The sequence below is a fragment of the Archangium sp. genome, assembly GCF_036389735.1.
GTDB lineage: Bacteria > Myxococcota > Myxococcia > Myxococcales > Myxococcaceae > Archangium.
Genome location: NZ_DASVWK010000726.1, coordinates 1 through 20,973 on the forward strand (window position 1 = coordinate 1; position 20,973 = coordinate 20,973).

General features: G+C 68.2%; 16 protein-coding genes and 1 pseudogene. 8 read left to right on the forward strand and 9 right to left on the reverse strand.

Going from position 1 to position 20,973, the window contains the following annotated elements; genetic code table 11:
- From VF794_RS25670 to VF794_RS25695, 6 genes and pseudogenes are all read right to left on the reverse strand, one after another.
- Positions 1-249 (reverse strand): annotated as a pseudogene (locus VF794_RS25670) (DEAD/DEAH box helicase); the annotation flags it as partial.
- A 12-nt stretch (positions 250-261) separates the two neighbouring features.
- Complete coding sequence (gene cglE, locus VF794_RS25675) at positions 262-879, reverse strand: adventurous gliding motility protein CglE (protein ID WP_331114815.1); 618 nt, start codon at positions 877-879, stop codon at positions 262-264.
- Positions 880-992: 113 nt separating this feature from the next.
- Positions 993-2,912 carry an adventurous gliding motility protein GltG gene (gltG, locus tag VF794_RS25680; protein WP_331114817.1) on the reverse strand — a complete coding sequence of 640 codons (1,920 nt, stop codon included), beginning with the start codon at positions 2,910-2,912 and terminating at the stop codon, positions 993-995.
- Positions 2,913-2,980: 68 nt separating this feature from the next.
- Positions 2,981-3,271 (reverse strand): adventurous gliding motility protein CglF, encoded by a 291-nt coding sequence (gene cglF, locus VF794_RS25685; protein ID WP_331114819.1) that lies wholly within the window; start codon positions 3,269-3,271, stop codon positions 2,981-2,983.
- A 116-nt stretch (positions 3,272-3,387) separates the two neighbouring features.
- Complete coding sequence (gltE, locus tag VF794_RS25690) at positions 3,388-4,851, reverse strand: adventurous gliding motility TPR repeat lipoprotein GltE (RefSeq protein WP_331114821.1); 1,464 nt, start codon at positions 4,849-4,851, stop codon at positions 3,388-3,390.
- Entirely contained in the window at positions 4,851-8,447 is a 3,597-nt protein-coding gene (locus VF794_RS25695) for a tetratricopeptide repeat protein (RefSeq protein ID WP_331114823.1), read from the reverse strand. The genes gltE and VF794_RS25695 overlap by 1 nt, the downstream gene beginning before the upstream one ends.
- A 279-nt stretch (positions 8,448-8,726) precedes the next feature.
- Between VF794_RS25695 and VF794_RS25700 the strand changes: the two genes are divergently transcribed.
- Both VF794_RS25700 and VF794_RS25705 read left to right on the forward strand, forming a co-directional pair.
- A complete protein-coding gene (locus VF794_RS25700; protein ID WP_331114825.1) occupies positions 8,727-9,377 on the forward strand; it encodes a hypothetical protein in 651 nt (216 codons plus the stop codon).
- Between the two features lie 72 nt (positions 9,378-9,449).
- Positions 9,450-10,403 (forward strand): ATP-binding protein, encoded by a 954-nt coding sequence (locus tag VF794_RS25705; protein WP_331114827.1) that lies wholly within the window; start codon positions 9,450-9,452, stop codon positions 10,401-10,403.
- Between the two features lie 152 nt (positions 10,404-10,555).
- Here the strand turns inward: VF794_RS25705 and VF794_RS25710 are convergent, their stop codons facing one another.
- Positions 10,556-11,440 carry a LysR family transcriptional regulator gene (locus VF794_RS25710; protein ID WP_331114829.1) on the reverse strand — a complete coding sequence of 295 codons (885 nt, stop codon included), beginning with the start codon at positions 11,438-11,440 and terminating at the stop codon, positions 10,556-10,558.
- A 62-nt stretch (positions 11,441-11,502) separates the two neighbouring features.
- Here VF794_RS25710 and VF794_RS25715 point away from each other — a divergent pair, with 62 nt between their 5' ends.
- Positions 11,503-11,940, forward strand: a complete 438-nt coding sequence (locus VF794_RS25715) for a DoxX family protein (RefSeq protein WP_331114830.1) — start codon at positions 11,503-11,505, stop codon at positions 11,938-11,940.
- Positions 11,941-12,015: 75 nt separating this feature from the next.
- Positions 12,016-12,867, forward strand: a complete 852-nt coding sequence (locus VF794_RS25720; RefSeq protein ID WP_331114832.1) for an NAD(P)H-binding protein — start codon at positions 12,016-12,018, stop codon at positions 12,865-12,867.
- Between the two features lie 33 nt (positions 12,868-12,900).
- Here VF794_RS25720 and VF794_RS25725 read toward each other — a convergent pair whose 3' ends face one another.
- Both VF794_RS25725 and VF794_RS25730 read right to left on the reverse strand, forming a co-directional pair.
- On the reverse strand, positions 12,901-15,438 hold the full coding sequence (locus VF794_RS25725; RefSeq protein WP_331114834.1) for a N,N-dimethylformamidase beta subunit family domain-containing protein: 2,538 nt from the start codon (positions 15,436-15,438) through the stop codon (positions 12,901-12,903).
- 180 nt (positions 15,439-15,618) lie between these two features.
- Positions 15,619-16,815 (reverse strand): aspartate kinase, encoded by a 1,197-nt coding sequence (locus VF794_RS25730; RefSeq protein ID WP_331114836.1) that lies wholly within the window; start codon positions 16,813-16,815, stop codon positions 15,619-15,621.
- Positions 16,816-17,007: 192 nt separating this feature from the next.
- On the opposite strand from VF794_RS25730, the gene VF794_RS25735 reads away from it, so the two are divergent.
- The 4 genes from VF794_RS25735 to VF794_RS25750 form a co-directional block, all read left to right on the forward strand.
- On the forward strand, positions 17,008-17,733 hold the full coding sequence (locus tag VF794_RS25735) for an ABC transporter ATP-binding protein (RefSeq protein ID WP_331114844.1): 726 nt from the start codon (positions 17,008-17,010) through the stop codon (positions 17,731-17,733).
- A gap of 39 nt (positions 17,734-17,772) precedes the next feature.
- The gene (locus tag VF794_RS25740; RefSeq protein ID WP_331114838.1) at positions 17,773-18,567 is read left to right on the forward strand and encodes an ABC transporter permease; all 795 of its coding nucleotides are present in this window, start codon (positions 17,773-17,775) and stop codon (positions 18,565-18,567) included.
- A 19-nt stretch (positions 18,568-18,586) separates the two neighbouring features.
- The gene (locus VF794_RS25745) at positions 18,587-20,173 is read left to right on the forward strand and encodes a GldG family protein (protein ID WP_331114840.1); all 1,587 of its coding nucleotides are present in this window, start codon (positions 18,587-18,589) and stop codon (positions 20,171-20,173) included.
- On the forward strand, positions 20,170-20,973 hold an 804-nt coding region (locus tag VF794_RS25750), incomplete at its 3' end, for a DUF4340 domain-containing protein (RefSeq protein WP_331114842.1). The genes VF794_RS25745 and VF794_RS25750, both read left to right, overlap by 4 nt.

The following is a 20,973-nucleotide window of genomic DNA, read 5'->3' on the forward strand; positions in this document are numbered from 1 at the left end:
ATCGCTCTTGCCCAGCGCCTTCTCCAGGGTGCTCAAATCAGCGATGACGCGCTGGCCCGGACCGACGGGGCCCGCATCCCGATCGCGACCCCGGCCGCCGCTGCGGGGGCCATCACCCCGGCCGCCACCCCGACCGCCACCATCGCGACCACCAAAACCACCACCCGGACCGTCCCGGCGCGGACCCTGGCCGGGGGGACCACCCCGCCCACCACCGCGCGGCCCACCGCTTCCATTCTCCTGAGGCACGTGACTCTCCCGCTAGAACGCGTAGCGAAGGTTCGGCATCACCGCGAACCCGATTGACTGAGACTGTACGAGGAACGTCCCCGTCACCTCGATACCCACCGAGAAGTGACGCAGGCGCGTGTAGTACTCCACTCCCGGGCCGGCGAACACCAGAATGTCGGACTCCGGCAGGAGCTGCTTGGGACGAAACAGGGCATAGCCGGCACCGCCGCGCAGGTAGATCCACGTGCGCTGCACGCCCTGGACATCGGCGAGCCCCACCAGTTGGAGGCGCGCCAGGGCGCCGGGCACCAGCATGGAGAAGTCGCCGGAGGCCGCGCCCCCCGAGTTGCCCACATATTCCGAGCCGGCGCGGTTGGACGCCACCATCACGAACGCGCCCACGGAGAGGCGTTGGCCGATGTCCACCCCCACCTCCACCTGGGCGATCTGCCCGGGCGAGAAGGGACGCGGGGTGTCGGCGGGCGCGGGCGGATTGACGACGAAGTAGGGGCCACCGAGCACGGAGAAGTACAGCCCGCGCTCGATCTCCTCGAAGGTCTCGGCCGGCCTGTCACCGGCGGCCTGCGCGTTCGCGAGCGCGGGAATCGCCAGGGCGGCACAAACGACGAAGGGGGTGAGGGCTTTCATGCGTGGGCGGACGTTAGCCCAGCAGCGCACGGACGCCAGTGCCAAAAAGCAAGATGGGCGGCCCCGGGACAACGGAACCGCCCATCTGCAGCTTTTCATTCAGCAGCGGAAGGCTACTCGCCGGCCGCCTTGAAGAGGAACGGGTAGGTCACGACCACCGAGCCACCGCCCTTGGGCTTGGGGAACTGCCAGGTGCGGACGCGACCGGCCACGCACTGCTCCAGCTCCGAGTTGCCCGCGGTGGACTGGGCCACGCTGGAGGTGACCACGTTGCCCTCGGAGGCGATGGTGAAGCGGATGGCCACCTTGCCGCCCAGCTTCGGGAAGCGGTTGAGGAGGCTCTCGTAGCAGTAACGGATCTGCCCGCGGTTGCGGATGATGACCTGGCGGATGAGCTCCTTGTCGAGCGAGCCCGTCACCGTGGCCTCGTCGGCCGCGATGCCCACGTCCACGCTCTGCTTGCCGCCCAGCCCGCCCACGCCGGAGCCGTAACCACCCATACCGCCGCCACGGCCCTTGGTGCCGACCGCGCCGATGCCGATGGTGTCACCGCCACCACCGCCACCACCGCCGCCGCCCTTCAGACCCAGGCCGCCGAAGCCGCCGGAGGTGCCACCCTTGGCGCCGAACATGTTGCCCATGGCGCTCTTCAGGTCACCACCGAGGCCGCCACCTCCGAAGAGGCTCGCGGCGCCACCCTTGCCGCCGAAGATCTTCGCGGCCATGTTCTTGGCCTGCTCCTTCTTGTCGGGCTTGCCCTGGTTGGTGGCGTGGGCGTTCTGCTTGGGGGCTTCCTTCTTCCCCATCTGCCCCTCGTCCTTCTTCGCCTTGGCGGCCTTCTCGGCCTGCTTCTCCGCCTTCTGCTGGTTGAGCTTCTCGAGGAACTTGTTCTTCTGGGTCTCGGGAGCCTTGACGATGAGCTTGGCGATGCGCGCGTCGCTGCCCGCCAGTTCGTCCGCGTACTCCTCACCGGCCGCGGCGTGGTTGGCCGCGGCGATGACGAACAGCGAGGCGAGGAAGAACATCACCAGGAAGATGTTGACGACGGCGAAGTCCATCGCCTCGCCCAGCGGAGCCCAGGCGCGCTTGGGGACCGCCTCGAAGACGGCCTCCAGCGTCACGCCGCCCAGATCCACCGAGAGGAGATCCTCCTCCTTCAGGGTGAGCGAGTACGCCTCGCCCTCGTGGGTGGCCTTGCCGGACTCGATGACGGCCTTGAGGTCCATCGTCTCGCCCTTGCGGGTGAGCTCGCCCTTCATCTTGCCGGTGAAGCGCACGGTGAAGGACTGACCGTCCGCGCGCACCACCTCGAAGCTCTCGCCGCCCAGCTTGGCGTCGCCCATGATGAAGTGGACGCCCTTGGCGGAGCCGACGGTGAAGACGTGCTTCTTGCCCGGCGCGAGGAAGAACTCGCCCACGCGCTGGTCGCCCCACATGAAGTGCAGGCCCAGTCCGAGCGGACCGCTGCCCTTGCGCGCCACCCGGCGCACGCGCGGAGCGGGCTCGGCCTCGGGGGTGTGCTCCACGGGAGCCGCCACCGGCTGCGGGGCCGCGACGGCCCTCTGCACGGGAGCGGCCACCGGGGCCACGGGAACCGGAGCCACGGCGGTCGGAGCCGGAGAGGCGGCCTGGGCGAGGCCCGCGGCCAGCGAGGTCTCGGTGGGCACCGGGACCGTCGCGGCCGGAGCCGGGGCGGTGCTCGCGGCCACGGCCAGATTCACCGTGGCGACGGCGGCCGGGTTCTCCAGGCGCAGGGTGGTGGCACCCACCTTGATCTCGTCACCGAAGGACAGCTGTCCCTTGTTGACGCGCTTGCCGTTGACGTAGGTGCCCTCGACGCTGCCCATGTCGATGATGGACAGGCTGCCGTCGGCGGCGACCTCGATGACGGAGTGGATGCGGCTGACCTTCTCATCCTCCAGGCACAGGTGCGCGGAGGCGAGACGGCCGATCTTGATGATGTCGCGCTCGAAGTCCTTCGAGGTGACGAGCGTGTCGCCCTTGAAGACCTTGAGTGTCAGAGGGACGGGCATTGAAATTCCCCAGTTGGCTTTCGGCGATCTCTAGGACAACGCGTTCGTCAGTGGGTTCCCAACGATCTTCACAATTCGCCCACCGACTGCATCACCTTGTCCTCGAAGTCCTCGCGGATACGGATGAGATTGGAGTGCTGGACCTTGCTGCGCGCCTCGACGTACTCGCCGTCGGGCTTGGTGAGGTCACCCTCGATGGTGTCGTCCTCGAAGTCGATGGTCTGGGGGCCAGCCTTGGCCTTGCCACCACCACCGCCGGCCGCCCTCGCCCCACCACCACCACCGCTCGACGAATCCTCGTCCTGGGCGAACGCCGGTCCCACCGCGAGCACTGCACACAGCATCAGGAGATTCCGCATGACTGCCTCCGTGCGGTTTCCCCTCTGGGGTCCCCGCATCACATCCGCCGACACCGGATTCCGGCACCAGCGGATGAAGATTCGCATCATTCCCAGCACCCTCGCTACTGCCACCGTCAGAAGAGGTCATCCGCCGGCTCGGCGGGATCCGCCTTGCCTGGATTCTTCTGCTGAGGCGCCGCGGCGGGCTGCTTCGGCTCGCCCGAGGCGGGCGGGTTGGCGGCGGGCTGGGCGTCGCCGGCGGGCTGAGTCCCCCCGGCGGGCTGGTTCTCCGCCGGAGCGTCGGAGCCCGAGGCGGGGGCCACGGTGCCCTTGCCGTCCTCTTCCTTCATCAGCGCCTGCTGCGCCTTCTGGAGCTCCTCCAGCTTCTTCTGCTGCTCCTCCTGGGCCTTGGCCTCGTTCTGGGCCTGGACGATGGTTTCCGCCTCGCGCAGCAGCCCGAAGATAGGATGCTCGGCGTTGAGGGCAACCTCGCCCCCGGCCAGGGAGATGTATTTGCGATACAGCTCGATGGCCCGCTCCGGGGCGCCCTTGTTGCGGTGCAGGATGACGCCGCGGTTGAAGTAGATGGCGGACAGCTTCGGATCCAGCTTCTCCGCCTCGTCGTACTCCTGCATGGCCTTGTCGAGCTGACCCTGGCCCTTGTAGGCGATGCCGAGGTTGAGGTGCGCGGCGGCGTTCTTGCTGTCGGCCTGGAGGATGCGGCGCAGGTGCTCCTCGGCGGCGGGGTAGTCCTCCACCTCGAGCGCCAGCTGCGCCATCATCACGTGCGCGGGCACGTAGTCGGCACGGACCTCGATGGCGCGCTTGAACGACCCGCGCGCCCCGTCCTTCTTCTCCTCCTGCAGGAGGATGAGGCCGATGGTGTGGTGCAGCTCGGGATCGTTCTGGTCGATCTTCATCGCGCGCAGCGCCACCAGCTTGGCCATGGTGAGCTGCTTGCGCTCCAGGTAGCTGCGCATCATCACCTTGTAGGCGGTGACGGACTGGGGCTCGCGCATGAGGGCGGCGCGCGCGAACTCCATGGCCTTCTCGTGGTCACCCGTCTGCCGGTAGATCTCCGCGAGACGGGCGCGGCTGCTGCCGTCATCCGGGAAGACCTTGAGGATGCCCTGGTAGAGCGCCACCGCGCCGGCGATGTCGCCCGCGTTCTGCGCGATGACGGCCAGGTTCTCCGAGGCCTGGCGCAGCGTGGGCTTCTTCTTGAGGGCCGCCTGGTAGTGGGAGATGGCCTCCTTCGTGTTGCCCTGGCGCTCGGAGATGACACCCAGGTTGTACTCGGCCTCGGCCACGTTCGGGTCCGCGTCCAGGGCGGCCTTGAACTTGCGCTCGAGCGACGGGTAGTCGAAGGCGTTGGCCTTCTTCTGGGCCTCGAAGGCGCTCAGCGCATCCTCGAAGAGGAGCTTGGCGCGGTTGGAGATGGGCGGCGGCTCATTGGCCTTGCCCGTCCCGGTCTTGGTACCGGAGGTGCCGGTGCTGGAGCCGGTCGGACCGGTGGCCTTGGAGCCCGTGCAGCCCGCGGCGAACAGCGCCGCGAGCGCGGCCAGGAGGAGTGAACGCATCATGGGGGGGCGATTCATTAGAGGAAGTCCTCCGGCTCCTGCTCATCCGTCCCGGCCTTCTTCTTGGGCGTGCCCTCCTTGGTGGGCGCGGCCGGGCCATCAACTTGGGTCGCCGTCTGCTGCTGGAGCCGCTTGGCGAGATCCGACACGTCCTCGGTCGCCTCCTGGACCTTGTCCTGGTCGGACGAGGACGCCTCGACGACGGGCGGCGGCACGTCCTGGATGGCGGCGAGCAGATCCCCACCGATGACCAGGTCACGTCCCTTGGAGAGGGTCACCTTCTCCTCGAACATCGTCGGGAACTGCTCGGGGCGGTAGGTGTCGCGCAGCATCTTCAGACTCTGGGCCGCGCAGTCGTTGAACACGTCCAGCTCTTGGCTCTTGGCCACCGCGCTGGTGAAGGCCTCGGCGGCCTGCTCCTTGAGAGGCGTGGCCTGGTTGTTGAACTCGTCGCGCAAGGCCATCTCCGTCTCCTCGTCGATGCCCGGGGGCATGGGAGCGTTGGAGATCTTGTCGGCGAAGTTGTCGTAGATGAGGCCGATGCGGTGCAGGGCGCAGATGGCGGGCTCGGCGGCGCCGAGCGACACCGTCTGCACGTACTTCTTCTGCACCACGTCCCGCGAGTCGTTCTTGTCCTTGATGGAGCCCTTGAGCTTGTCCGGGCTGGGCGGACGACCCCAGGAGAGCTTCAGCCGCGCGTAGAACTGGTAGTCCGGCTCCACGCTGCGGAACTGGGCGCGCGCCACGGGCTCGATGGCCGACTTCTCGAGCGACTGCTGGATGCGGCGCGGCAGCTTCTCGTAGTAGTCGAGGATGCGGCCGTAGAGGCGCTCGGTGTCCTTGGCGCGGCGCAGCTTGTTCTCGTAGATGTCGACGATGCGGCCCTCGGCCATGAGGAACTTGCTGGGGCTGCGCATGTACTGGCGCTCGTACTCCTCCAGCTGCCCGATGGCCTTCATGTAGTTACCCATCTTCTCGTACAGGTCGATGATGGACAGGAAGATGTCCTCGGCGTCCTTGGCCTTGGGCCAGAGCATCAGGTAGCGCTCGCGCAGGGTCAGCGCCTGCTTGAACTGGCCGAGACCCTCGCGGTAGGTGGCCGCGTTGAAGAGCGCCACCTGGGCCTTGGACTCCTCCCACTTCTGCGGCTTGCCCGGCTTGTCGGACACCACCGGGGAGGCCGCCTTGCCCTTGCCCTTCTTGGCGGGCGCCTTCTTGGCCAGCACCGCCTTGCCACCCGTCAGACTGGCCTCGTAGCCGCGCACGTACTGCTCGTACACGTCCGCGGACTCCTGGAAGTCACCAATGGCCTCCAGCGCCTCCGCGTTGTTGTAGATGCACTCCGGCACGAAGCGCGACGAGGGGTACTGCTCGATGATGCGCTGGCGGACCTGGATGGCCTTATCCAGCATCTTCGCCTTGTAGTAGTCCACCGAGGCGTTGAAGAGCGCCACGTCGGCGATCTCCGTCTGCGGGAAGTCCGCCACGAAGGACAGGTAGGCCTCGGCCGCCTTGGCGAACTGGTTCTTCGCCTCCAGCTGGCTCACCAGCTTGAAGGACGACTGCTCGATGACCTTGGAGAGCTCGTCGCGGAACTTGCCGGTGGCGAGCTTCTCGTTGCCGTAGAAGCGACGCGCCCACTCGTTCACCTTCGCCCAGTCCTCAAGCAGGTTGTACGAGTCCAGGATGAGGTTGGCGGCGATTTCCCCGGCGCGCTCACCCGTCTCGAACTTGTAGTCCGGGTTGCCCAGCGCGATCTCGCTGAAGCGCAGCACCGCCTCGTCGAAGTGGTTGTGGCGGTAGTAGATGTTGGCCGCCTTGAAGGCGATCTCCACCCGCTTGTCACCCTTGGCCACGTACTTGAGGTAGCGCTCGCAGGCCTCCAGCAGGTCCTTCTTCAGCTGCGGGATGCCGGCCTTCTTGCGGATGTCCTTGCTGACGTCGTCCTTGAAGACGCCCTTGGACTCGGCGTCCTTGACCACTTCGTCATAGGCGAGCACCGCGTTGTAGGCGGCGTTGCTCAGCCACTTGCCCGGCTTGCCCGGCTTGGGCTGGCCCTTCTCGTCCTTGGCGTCGAGAATCTTGGCGTCCTGGAGGAGCACCAGGGTGTAGTTGGCGGCGGCCTTGTCGAACTTCTGGAGGTTGTCGTTGAGGAGCTCGGCCCAGAAGAAGCGCAGGTCGTACGCCTTGGTGCTGTCCGGGAAGAGCGTCAGGTAGTCCGAGTAGATCATGTCGGCGTACCCGAACGTGGCCTCCTCGCGCGTCTTCTTGGCCTCGTTGTGCCAGGTGACGGCCAGGTTGGACAGGGTGCGCTCGGCCAGATCCTTCGCCTCGGCCAGGGCCTTCTTGTCCTTGTCGTCCTTGATGACGCCGGAGGACTCGACCTCCTTCATGATCTTCACGAGCCGGCGCACCTGCGTGACGGTGCGATCCTTGTTGCCCATGCGCAGGACGATGTCGACGATGCGGCCCTGGAAGCCGGGCGCCTCGGGCGACAGCGGCTTCTCCTTGATGAGGGCGTTGTAGGTGATGGCCGCCTCGCGGTCCTTGCCATCGCCGTAGTACATGTTCGCCAGCGTCCGCATCATCGCGAAGCGGTCATCCGGGTTGGTGGCGACCTTGGAGAAGTCCTCCCGGGCGATCATCACGTCGCCCTCGCGCGCGTAGGCACGGACGTAGTCGGTGCGCGCCTCGCGAGCCAGCGAGTGGCCCTTCTTGCCCTTGCCGCCGTCCTTCTCCAGCGCCTGCGCGCCGGCCAGCTCGCCGTAGAGGACCACCGTCTTCCACTTGTCCTTGGCGTTCTGGTAGTCGGACAGGTTGAAGTAGCACCAGCCCTGCTTGTACAGGGCGAAGGCGTACACCTGGCTCTCGGGGAACTCGGCGGCCTTCTTGTAGGCGGCGAGCGCCTTCTCCAGGTCCTCGCGCTTGCCCTTCGAGTTGTTGAAGTAGTACTCGCCGAAGGCCAGGTAGGCGTCCGGCAGGTACTTGGACTTGGGGTGCTTCTCCACCAGGCGCTTGAAGGCCACCAGCGCCTTGCGATCCTGGCCGTCCTCCATGAGGTAGGTGCCGAGGAAGAAGAGCACCTCGTCCGAGCGCTCGAAGTCCGGGTACTCCTGGACGATCTTCGTGTACTGCTCGAGGGCGAGCTTGCCGTACTGCTTCATCCGCGTGAGCAGCTCGGCCTTGCCCGCCTTGGCGCGATTCTGGGCCGCGGTGTCACCGCGGTTCATCGCGTCGATGAGCTCGTCGTCCTTGCGGTTCGCCTCGAAGAAGTAGAACTTCGACTCCTCCCAGTACAGCTCGCCCAGGCGGAAGAGCAGCGAGGGCTGCTCCTTCTGATCCGCCGAGAGGGAGATGATCTTCTTGAGCGACTCGATCTGCTCGCGACGCTTGGAGGCGACCTGCCCCTCCACGCCGAGCCGGAACTGGTCGTATTGGAGAGCAGGCGCGTTCTCCTGCTTCTCCTTCTTGCGACTGATGTCGCCAGCGAGCGACTTGTCCACCACGGCCGTGGAACTCTTCTTGCCGAGGTTGGCGTCGCGCGGCGCTTTCTTGTCCTGGGCGTTGGCGACGGAGGCCAGGAGCAGGAGGCTGAGGAGAAGCGTGCGGCGCATGGGTTTCCTCTGCTGGGGTCGACCCCCCGGCATGTCTGCCCGCTGGGCAAGTATCCGGGACTCTTCGGGAATTTCCATCTGGAGGGGGCGCACTATGCGCGGTGCCTTGGGAGGGGTCAACAGGGCCCGTAGGGCAGGCCGCCCTGCTGGGAGCCAGCCGGAAAGATTCCAGGAAGGCTGTGCGAAAACCGTCCTGCAGGTTGCGATGTCAGCCCCCGCTGGTAAGGGGGAGTCTTGCGCCCGACCGTCTGGACGCCCACCTGGGAGATGTAACGATTCATGAGCCTCCTGCCCGAGAGCGCCAGCTTCGAGGAGCTGGTGCAGGACTACTTCCTCGCGATGCGCGGCAGCGGACTGATGCTGTCCGCGCTGGATACGGAGCTTTTGACGTCCTGGGCCGAGCAGGGGGTTCCCTTCGAAGTGGTGGCGCGGGGCATCGCCCGCTCGGCCGAGAAGGCGCTGTGGGACGCGCGCCCCGGAGAGCCGGTGCTGCGCAGCCTCCGGGCCTGCCGCAAGCAGGTGGAGACGGAGATCAAGAAGCACCGCGAGCGCGTGGCGGGCGAGGGCGGTGAGAACTCCCGGCGCTCGGCCCGGACGCGCAGTTGGGAGGAGCAGCGGCATGCGCAGCTGAGGGCTTCCCTGGAGCGGCTGGCGGAGGTGGAGCCGGTGCTGGCGCCATGTGTCGGCCAGTTGATGGAGTCCGTGCTGCACGAGGTGCCCGCGGACTTCGCGCGGATGGAGGAGCAGCAGACGCTGGTGGGACTGCTGTTGCTGCGCGCCCTGCCCTACTCCGAGCGGCGGGGGTTGTGGCGCTCGGCCCGGGGCGAGGACCCGGACCAGCAGTACATGTCCTTGCGCGCGCGGAAGTTGTCCCGGCGCTTCCGGCTGCTGGCGGCGGTGCGCCGGCGCCTGGGGCTGATGGATTCCTAGAGGGAAGGCGCCTGTACGCCCGTGTAGCCTGCTGACGAACGTCGGGGCGCTCTGCTATTGCCCTGTAGCATCATGGTCACCAAGGCGAACGGCGAGGTGTGTGGCGAGTGTGGGGGGCGGACGTACCTCATCGAGCGGCGCGGGGATCGCGCGCACGCGCGGGTGTGCACGTGCTCGGTGCGCTGCGGCCTGTGTGACGGGCGCGGGTACTCGTATGAGGTGCGCGAGGAGACCTTCAGCGCGAAGGTGGGCCCCAAGCGCTACGAGGTGCTGGTGCCGTGCGTGTGCCAGCGGCGGGAGAAGCGCCTGGCCCACTTCAACGAGGTGGGGCTGCCCGGAGTGGTGGCGCACTCGGGCTTCGAGAACTACCGCGCCTTCAACGAGGCGCAGGACCGGGCGCGCAACCTGGCCATGCACTTCGCCCACCACTTCGAGAAGACGAAGACGGGGACGAACAAGGGCTTCATCCTGAGCGGCCCGGTGGGCACCGGGAAGACGCACCTGCTCGCGGCCACCCTCAAGCATCTGGTGCTCGAGGTGGGGCTGGAGGCCCGGTACGTGGAGATCTCCCTGCTCTACGCCACCATCCGGCGTGGCTTCCAGGAGGGCAAGAGCGGCGGGGAGATCATCGGCCCGCTCTCGGAGGTGGAGGTGCTGGCCATCGACGAGCTGGGCAAGGGGCGCGGCAGCCCCTTCGAGATGGAGACGCTCGATGAGCTGATCGCCCGGCGCTACAACGCGGGCCGCACGACGCTCTTCGCGACGAACCATTCGCTGGAGCCCGAGCGCCGCGGCACTCGCGCCGCCGCTCCCAGCGGCTACCGCTCCACCGAGGACGCGAAGACCGCGGCGCGCGAGGTGGAGCTGCTGCGCGAGCGCGTGGGGGAGCGCATCTACAGCCGGCTGTGCGAGATGTGCAGCTTCGTGGAGTTCCCCAAGGAGACGACCCCGGATCAGCGCCGCATGCGCCAGGAGCTGGAGCCCCGGCCGAGCCCGCCTCCCGGTGGCGGGCGCTCGGGGCGCTGACCCCGTCGCGAGAAAAAGAACCCGGAAGCCTCGGAAGTCTGTGCTGGTGGCGGAATGGTGCGAGCCCTCATCAAGGAGGGCCACCCCTTCTACCGCTGCGGAGTGGCATGCACCGCTTCTGTCGCATGCGACCGGCGAGAAGCCCCGCCGACTCAGCCCACCCACTCCCTCTGGGTGACCTCCACCAAGAAATCGCGAAACGCCGCGACCTTGCGCGCGAGCGGCCGTGTCGATGAGTAGAGCAGCACCAGCCCGCCGACGTTCACACGGACCGAGGGAAGGACGCGCACGAGTTCGCCGCTCGCGACGTACGGCTGCGCGATGAACAAGGGCAATGTAGCGATCCCCCCGCCCGACGCCGCGACACCGCGCAGGAAGAGGAAATCGTTCGCGGCAACTCTCGGAGTGAGCGTTGCGGGAAAGTCGAACGCGCGACGCAGTGGGCCCGCCACCAGCCAGTCGTGTTCGGGCGACGCGAGACCCCGAGGGCTGCCACGCCGCGCGAGGTAACTGGGCGCCGCGTACAGGCTGAGCTCACCTCGTTGGACGAGCCGTCGCGCCGTGAGCGAGGTGTCCTTGTGCTGGCCGCTGTCACCACGGATCGCGACATCGAATCCCTCGGCTGCGATGTCGACCACGCGGCTGCTGAACTCCGCCTGCACTTGCACCTTCGGGTAGAGCGCGATGAAGCGCGAAATCACGCTGCCGAGGAACGTCGCGCCGAGGTCATAGGGCGCGGTGAGCTTGAGGGTGCCGGCCGGCTCGCTCTGGTGCTCGGGCAATTCCCTCGTGGCGTGAGACAGGGCCCGCACGTGCGCGGCGGTTCGCTCGTAAAGCGCCATTCCCGCGGTGGTCAGCGAGACCCGCCGCGTCGTTCGATAGAACAGCCTCGAGCCGACGGACTCCTCGAGCTTCGCGATGCCGCGGCTCACCGTCGCCGTGGTCGTCCCGAGGGTACGGGCCGCCGCGGAGAAGCTCGCCCCATCGGCGACCTCCACGAAAACCGCGAGCAGCGCCACATCGATTGTTACGCTCATGCACTGGTACATTGCACCGTTGCGTCTTGTGGGGGAAGCCACGGCCCCGCATAGTCCGTCGCATGCAAAGCGCGAACATCGTTCCATCGGTCGTCCGTCCCGCTGGCCGGGGCCTCAACATCGGTCTGTGGATGGCGCAGATCGTCCTCGCCCTCATGTTCGGGTTGGCCGGCGTCATGAAGACCACGCAGCCCATCGCCGAGCTCGCGCAGAAGCTCGTCTGGCCCGGTGCGGTCCCGCCGGGCCTCGTCCGGTTCATCGGAACGGCGGAGTTTCTCGGCGCGCTGGGTCTCGTCCTTCCGTCCGTCACGCGGGTCCGGCCGAGGCTCACACCGCTGGCGGCGGCTGGGCTCGTGACGGTGATGGCGCTCGCGAGCGTGTTTCACCTGATGAGGGGTGAGTTCAACGCCATCGCTTTCAACCTGGTGCTTGGCTCGGCGGCCGCGTTCGTCGCGTGGGGCCGGTACCGTCAGGCGCCGCTCGCGCCGCGCGGCTCGTGATGGTCAGGCTCGCCGACGATTCGTCGCAATGAAAGTCGCACCGATCGTGCGCAAGGCAACCGGAAGGACATCCTCATGAAAATCGGAATCAGTGGGGCGAGTGGGCATCTTGGCGCGGCGACGGTCGCGGAGTTGAAGACACGCGCGCCGAACGCGCAGCTCGTCGGCATCTCGCGGACGCCTGAGAAGGTGCGTGCGCTCGGCATCGAAGCGCGATTCGGCGACTTCGATCAACCCGACTCCCTCACCAAGGCGTTCACGGGCCTCGACCGACTGCTCATCATCCCTTCGAGCGACATGCGTCCCGGGGTTCGAGCGGCGCAGGGACACGACGCGATCCAGCGTGCCGTCGATGCAGGCGTTGAACACGTCGTCTACACGTCGGCGCTCGGGACGAGGTCGGCCGAGGTCCCGCACCTCTGGCAGAGCTACTTCCTTCCGGAGCAAGCCCTGATGCGTCTGGCGAAGAAGTGGACCATCCTTCGGATGGCCTACTACGCCGAGTCGTTCGTCAATGAAGTTCGAATGTCGCTGTCTCGCGGCATTCATGCGGCCACGTCGAACGCGCCGGTCAACTTCGTCGCGCGGGACGACGTCGCCGCGGCGGCGGCAGGTATCCTCGTCGGTCAGGGTCACCACGGCGCCATCTACCAGGCGACCGGCCCGGCGGCGCTCGATGGCGCGGCGCGCGCTTCGTTGGTCGCGAAGGTGACAGGCAAGAGCTTCAGCTTCGCCGCCGTGAGCGTCGACCAGTACCGCCAGGGGCTCGCGGCCGCGGGATTGCCCCCGTTTGTCGTGGATGCCGTTCTCAGTATCCAGGACATGTGGGCCACGGGCGGCTTCGATGTGACGACGGGCGACGTCGAACGGCTCGCCGGTCGCGCGCCGCGGTCACTCGAGGATGCGCTTCGACGCACGACGCTGTAGCAGCGGTGAGGTGGCGACCTACCTGGCCAGCGGTCACGGGGTGATGGCGCGCAGCAGCGCGTTGCCCGAGTCCGCCACGTACAGCGTCCCGTCCGGGCCCACCGCGAGGCCCGCCGGCAGCACGAGCTCCGCCTCTTCCCCGGCCCCATTGCGCGCCCCGAAACGGCCCGAGCCCACCAGCGTCGACACCCCCGCCGGAGTGATGCGCCGCACCCGGTAGTTGCCCGGATCCGACACCGCCACGCTCCCGTCCGGGAGCACCGCGATGCCCAGGTAGGGCAGCATCCGCGCGTTCTCCGGCGTCCCGTCCGCGAAGCCTCCCGGCGGCGCACCCGCCACCACGCTCACCGTGCCGTTGCGCAGCGCCACCACGCGCGACATTCCCGTCTCCACCACGTACACCGTCCCGTCCGCCCCCGCCGCCACCGCCGAGGGCCGGTACAGCCACAGGTTCGCCGGCAGCGTCGTCACCGGGCTGTCCGGGGCCAGCAGGTTGATGCTCCGGATGACACCATTGCCCAGGTCCGCCACCAGCAGCTCCCCCTGCGGCGTGATGTGCAGCCCCGCCGGCTGGTTGAAGCGCGCCTGCGCCGCGGGCCCGTCCACCAGCCCCGCCTCCGACATCGCTCCCGCGAATACCGTCGTCGTCCCGTCCGGAGCGATCCGGCGGATGCAGTAGTTGTCCGAGTCGGACACGTAGACGTTGCCCTGCGCGTCCGCGGCGATCCCCAGTGGGCCGTTGAGCCGCACCGGAGAGAGCGTCGAGATGCTCCCGTCCGGCGCCACCCGCTTCACCTTGTTGGCCAGCGCGTCCGCCACCGCCCAGCCGCCCCCGGGCAGCACCGCCACCGCCACCGGCGCGGCCAGCAGCCCCCGCCCCGCCTCGCCATCCTGGTCTCCGCGCCGCCCCGCCTGCCCCGCCACCGTCCGCACCTCGACGGCGAACGGGCCTCGCGGGCGCTGCATCGGCGTCGTCGGCAGCACCACCAGCTCCTTCGGCACCGACCGCCCCAGCGCGCGGAAGAGGACGTTCGCCACCAGGCGCGCCGCACGCGGATCCGCCGCGTCGCTCGTCCCCAGCGTGTGCACGAAGTCCACGCCTCCCGCCGAGAACACCCACGCGTTCCCCTTGCGGAACAGCACCATCTGCCCGAAGCCGAACGCCCCCTGGAGCGACAGCGCGGGGGACTCGGCCAGGACCTCCAGCCCCTCCGGCGAGTGGCCGTTGGCCACCACCTGGTCCTGCTCGTAGCCGTTGGCCTTCCACAGCGTGTCCCCGTTGCGCAGCCCCGTCCCCGCGAACGCCCAGTGGTCCTCGTTCGTGATGACCGTCGGGAAGGCGAACTGGTGCCAGCGGCTGGAGAACATCACCCCCAACAGCGCGTTCTCCGGGCGCGGCACCGCCAGGTCCCTGAACTTCGACGTCCGATCCGGGCTCCTCACCCCCACCGGATCCGCCGCGTCGCCCTTGTAGCAGGTGACGATCCGCCTCGGCCGACCATCCGCCGCCGGCTCGAGCCGCACCTGCCAGTACGCCTGGTTCGCCCCGAGGTTGATGATCGACCGCCCCTCGGCCACCGCCTTGTCCGCCCGGTCTCGCAGCGTGCGCGTCCAGTACTCGTCGTGCCCGGACATCACCAGCACCTTCGCCTCGCGCAGCGCGGCACCGCTCCGGTCCAGCTCCTCGTTCGGCACGTAGGCCACGTCCAGCCCCTGCGCCTCCAGCCACATGATGAGCCCCTGCTCATCGTCCAGCAGGTGCCCCGAGCCCTGGCCCCGGTAGTAGGGCCGATCGAACGAGGACTGGAAGGCCCTCCCCTTCCCGGTGACGCGGAACTTGTCGTCGTAGAGGCTCGTGCCGCCCCACGTGTTGTAGGCCGCCCACGTGGTCGTCGGGATGAGCACCGTCACCTCCGAGCGCGGCAGCGCATCCCTCACGAAGAAGGGCACGTAGCGCTGGTAGCCGTCGTCGCGCACCAGCTTCACCAGATACACCCCGCGCACCCACTGCGCGTTCGTCTGCAGCTCCAGGGTCGGCGTCCAGTCACAGGCGACGATGCCCGTGGGGCGCTGCGCCGGGCACGGCGCCTGCGGCACCGCCTGGAGCGGTCCTCCGCGCGACACCTCCCGGCCTCCCAGCCCCCCGTAATAGCCGAGCCGGTACACCTCCCAGGTGAACTTGCGCGGCGTCCCCGTCACCGACACCGCGATGGGGACCCGCTCCCCCTGCGTCACCGTGGAGACGAGCGCGTAGCCCTCGATCTCGCTCTGGTTCGCCCCTCGGGTGATGCGCCACGCCTTCGTCCCCTGGCGCGCGTTCTCCTTGCGGATGGCGTCGGCGTCATGGGGCGGCGGCGGCACCCCCGCGTCCGCCTCGGGGTCCGGGGGCTCCGTCGTCCCCCCATCCGCCATGTCGGGAGGTCCGCCATCCGGGCGCTGGAGCGGTGGAGTCTCCCGCCCACCCCCGCCCGTTCCTCCCGTCCCTGGGTTGGAGTCCTCACACCCTCCCACCAGCCCCAGCAAGCACAGCACGGAAGCCAACACCCCGATGATCCGTCCACCCTTGCCCATGCCTGCCTCCACTCCTCCCCCGGGGTGCGAGGGTAAGCACGAGGCACAGTGTGGGAAGTGATCCACCCTGCCTGGGGCCGACTTCGGGACAGATTCCGCTTCCCTTCCTCAGTAGTCGACCATGAATGATGTAGGACAACAACACACACCGCTCATGGTCGACTGCGACTGAAAGCGGGGTCACGCCCCGAGAAACTCCCGGTGCAACCGCGCCGTGAGGGGTTTGAGGAAGGCCTTGTCCACGAGCATCGTGAGCTGGAGCGGAGAGGTGTGGACCGCGTGCACCTTCGCGCCCAGCTCCTCCGCCACGCCCAGGGCCCGCCGCAGGTAGCTCCAGTCCGCGTTGAGCCCGGCCCCCACCGCCGTCACCGTCCCCACCTCCTCCTGGAGCGACACCGCCGCCCCGAAGCGCGCCGCCACGTCCCGCTTCAGCACCGCCAGCCCGTGCACGTCCTGCAACGGCACCGCGATGAAGGTCCGCCCCTCCCGCTCCAGCAGCCCGTCGAAGGCCAGCGCCCTGCCGCGCACCCCTCGCGCGTCCAGGAACTCCAGCAGCTCCGGCAGCCGGACCTCTCCCCCCGAGGCCGCCAGCACCGCCATCTCCGCCTCCGCCGTCACGCCCCTCACCCGCGTGTCCGCCGGCGCCACGTACTCCTGCACCGCCGTCCCACTCCCCTGCCCGTGCGCCGTGCGCGCCAGGATGACGATGCCCTTGGCCTTCGCGAACTCCACCGCCTGCGCGTTCAGCACCTTCGCCCCGGCGCTCGCCAGCTCCTGCATCTCGTCGTACGAGAGCGTGTCCAGCTTGCGCGCCTCCGGCACCACCCGCGGATCCGCGCTGAAGATGCCGTCCACGTCCGAGTAGATTTCACACGACTCCGCGTTCAACGCCGCCGCCAGCGCCACCGCCGTCGTGTCCGAGCCCCCTCGCCCCAGCGTCGTCACCTCCTTCTTGTACGAGACGCCCTGGTACCCGGCGACGATGACCACCTTGCCGTACTCCAGCTCGTCCTGGATGCGGTACGGCCGCACCTCCACGATGCGTGCCTGCGAGTGCGCGTCATTGGTGATGATGCCGCTCTGGCTCCCCGTGAAGCTGATGGCCGGCACCCCCAGCTCCTGGAGCGCCATGGACAGCAGCGCCATGGAGATGCGCTCCCCACAGGTGAGCAACATGTCCAGCTCGCGCCGGGCCGGGTCCGGCGATACCTTCTTCGCCAGCGCCAGCAGCTCGTCCGTGGTGTCTCCCATCGCCGACACCACCACCACCACCTGGTAGCCCCGCTCCCTGGTCGCCTTCACTCGGAGTGCGACCTGTCGGATCTTCTCCACACCGGCGACCGATGAGCCGCCGTACTTCTGGACCACGATCGGCATAAAGCACCCGTTGCGTTGTTCCTAGGGGCCGGCGAGGGGTACGCGGTACCCTGCCAGGCGTGTCCGCCGAGACACAGTGGAACCACCTCATGCACAAGGCCCGCCACCGACCGTCGATGCCTCGAGCCGCTCGGCTGCCTGCCTTGTCGGGTGGGAGGGAGTCTTTCCATGGCGAAGAAACCTGAGACACCGATGATCGAGGTCAAGAACCTCACCAAGCGATACCGGGACCGGGTCGCGGTGGAGGGCCTCAACTTCTCGGTCGGCGAGGGGGAGATCCTCGGCTTCCTCGGCCCGAACGGTGCGGGCAAGTCCACCACCATGAAGATCCTCACCGGCTTCCTGCCCCCTTCCGAGGGCGTGGCGAAGGTGGCCGGCTTCGACGTCTTCGAGCAGCCGCTGGAGGTGAAGCGGCGCATCGGCTACCTGCCGGAGACGCCGCCGCTCTACCCGGAGATGACGGTGACGGGCTACCTGAAGTTCGTGGCCTCGCTCAAGGGCCTGCCCGGGCGCGGCATGCGTGCCGAGCTGGAGCGGGTGGGCGGCCTCACCGGCCTGACGGACGTGATGGGCCGCGTCATCCAGAACCTCTCCAAGGGCTACAAGCAGCGGGTGGGCATCGCCCAGGCCCTGCTCGGCTCCCCGCCCGTCCTCATCCTCGACGAGCCCACCGAGGGGTTGGATCCCACCCAGCGCGCCGAGGTGCGTGCCCTCATCAAGGGGCTGGCGGGCAAGCACACCGTCATCCTCTCCACCCACATCCTCCCCGAGGTGACGATGACCTGCGAGAAGGTACTCATCATCAACCAGGGCCGGGTGGTGGCCTATGACAACCTCCGCAAGCTGGCGCGCGCGCACGGCGGCCAGTCGGAGAACGTGTCCCTCGAGGAGATCTTCATCAAGCTGACCGCGGCCTGACGGCCCCGTGTCTCGCGCTTCCCGATTTCGGAGGACCCCATGCGCACCGCGCTGGCGATCGCCCGCAAGGAACTGTCCATCTACTTCACCACGCCGTGGGCCTACGCGGTCTTCACGGCCATGCTGGCCATCTCGTCGTTCTTCTTCGTCAGCATGCTCTACGAGTTCCAGCGCGCCCAGGAGATGGCGCGCATGTTCGGCTGGGACAGCACCCGGGCCGAGTTCCGCAACCTCACCGACGGCGTGATGGTGCCCTTCTGGAGCACCGTGATGATCATCACGCTCTTCGTGGCGCCCTTCCTCTCCATGCGGCTGTTCGCCGAGGAGAAGCGCAACAAGACGTTCGAGCTGCTGATGACGGCGCCCGTCCGGCCGCTGGACATCGTGCTGGGCAAGTACCTGGGCGGCCTGGGCGTCATCTCCGCCACGCTGGGGCTCACCATCCTCTTCCCGCTGATGCTGACGTTCCTCGGCCAGAGCGACAGCGGCAGCGCGCTGGAGTGGAAGACGGTGCTGCTGGGCTACGGCGGGCTGCTGCTGTGGGGCGCCACGTGCATGGCCATCGGCATGTTCATCTCCGCGCTGACGGAGAGCCAGATGGTGGCCGCCCTGCTCACCTTCGCGGTGCTGCTGCCGTGGATGCTGCTGCGTGGGCTGGCCCAGGGCACCGAGGAGCCGGTGCGCTCCTTGCTCAGCTACCTGTCCTTCGACGCGCAACTGCAGGGCATGCTGCGCGGCGTGCTGGACCTGAAGACGCTCGTCTTCTTCCTGTCCGTCATCTTCTTCTCCCTGGTGCTCAGCCACCGCACGGTGGAAGCACAGCGGTGGGCCTGACGGGCCCGCGAGGACGCCAATGAAAGCGGCCAACATCGGCAAGATCCTGGGGGCCTTCGGACTGCTCCTGCTGCTCTCCAGCCCCTTCACCCTCTTCCTCACCTCGGGCTCCGTCGCCCTCTTCGCCACCAAGGCGATCGCCGGCGCGGTGCTGGTGGGCCTGTACTTCGCCACCAACTTCAAGCAGTTCGGTCAGTTCGCCACCCGGCGCTCCAGCTTCTTCTTCGCCAGCGCGTCCTTGATGGTGGCGGTGACGCTGTGCGCCCTGGTGGCGATCAACTACATCGCCTTCAAGAAGAACCAGCGCTGGGACCTGACCGAGCAGAAGATCTTCACGCTCTCGCCCCAGACGGTGGCCACGCTCCAGGGTCTCAAGGAGAAGGTACGCGCCATCGTCTTCGTGCAGCCGGACCATCCCGCCTACGAGGCCCTCCAGGAGTCGCTGGAGCGCTACCACCAACTGGCACCGGAGAAATTCGAGTACTCGTTCAAGGATCCACGGCGCCACCCGGACCTCACGGCGAAGTACGAGCTGCGGGAGGGTCAGACGACGGTGGTGCTGGTGCGCGGCGAGGGCGTCGACGAGGCCCACACCTCGATCAACGTCATCGGCGAGGACGCGCTCACCAACGCCATCTACAAGCTGACGAAGGTGAGCGATCAGCAGGTGTACTTCGTGGTGGGCCACGGCGAGTGGATGTTGGATCCCCTCCCCAGCAAGCCGGGCACGACCCCTCAGCGGGCCACCACCCTCTCCGAGCTCAAGCGGCAGCTCGCCCAGGAGGGCTACGCCACCCGGGAGCTGAACCTGGGGGGCGGCACCACGGTACCCGAGGACGCCGCGCTGGTGGTCATCGCCGGAGCCAAGGCGCCCTTCAACGTGGCGGAGGTGGAGTCGTTGCGCGGCTACCTGGCCGCCGGTGGCCGGCTGGTCTACTTCGCCGAGGCCTATGGGGCGCCGGGCCCGCATCTGGACCAGCTCTTCGCCGAGTACGGCCTGGAGCTGGACGAGGGCGTGGTCGCCGATGCGCAGTTCAACAGCGGCAGCCCCTACGTCGTCCTCTCGATGTTCTACGGCGGCCATGACATCGCCCGGCCCCTGCGCCAGCGCCAGCTCAACATCGAGCTGCCCACCGCGCGCAGCATCAACGTGCTGACCACGGGACTGGCCGCGGGCGTGAAGCCGGAGACGGTGCTCCTCACCTCGCCCTTTGGCTGGGTGGAGACCACGCCCGATGACAAGCCGACGCCCAGCCAGGGCGAGAAGGCCGGCCAGCTCACCCTCGTGGCGGCCAGCACGCGCAATACCTCGGGCGTGCCGGGCCAGCGCTTCAACGAGGCCCGGCTCGTGGTGGTGGGCGACTCGGAACTTCTCCTGGACTCCAACTGGGGCCACGAGGGCAACCGCAACCTGGTGATGAACGCGCTCGGCTGGGCCACCCAGCAGGTGGAGAAGATCACCATCCGCCCGCCGGACCGCGCCGCCTCCACCCTCCAGCTGGATGCGGACATGCTCCAGCGCATCCGTTTCGTATCCACCGACCTGCTGCCCCTGTCGCTGCTCGGCGTGGGGCTGGCCATCTGGCTCTCGAGGCGCAACAAGTGAACGCCCAGAACAAGAACCTCGTCTCGTTGCTCCTCGCCGCCCTCGCGGCCGGCGGGCTCGGTCTCTATGCCTACTTCGGCGTGATGAAGCCGGACGAGAAGGAGACCCAGCGCAAGGACGTGGAGCAGACGCTCTTCGTCACCCAGGGCCCCGAGGATGGTGGCGACTCCTCCGCCCCCGTCTTCACCGCCCTCACCGTGGAGGCCCTCCAGTCCACGACGGTGATGGAGCTCCAGGAGGGCGTCTGGCGCGTCACCTCGCCGGTGCCCGCGCGGGCGGAGAAGAACCTCGTGGACACCCTGCTCACCCAGCTCGCCAGCACGAAGTTCCGGGCCACCCTGGAGGAGAACCCCACCGACGCGGACCTGGAGCGCTACGGCCTCAAGCCGCCCAAGGCCTCCGTCTCGGCCAGGGCCTACGTGCCCGATGCCCAGGGCGGCGGCGCGCAGGACCCGGCACGCCAGCGCACGCTGACGTTCCACACCGGCCTGGAGAACACCTTCGATGGCTCGGTGTACCTGCGCCGCGATGGCGACCCGCGCGTGTACATCGCCAATGGCTCGCTTCGCCACGCGATCGAGAAGCACACCAACGACTGGCGCGATCACACGGTGTTCTCCGTGGAGGAGCCCTCGCTGCTGCGCATCGAGGTGAAGGCACGCAAGAACGCCTACACCCTGGAGCGCACCACCGCCGACAAGTCGTGGAAGCTGGTGCGGCCCGTGGAGCTGCGCGCGGACGCCGAGCGGGTGACGCAGATGATCTCCTCGCTGAAGTTCTACCGCGCCCTCTCCTTCCCC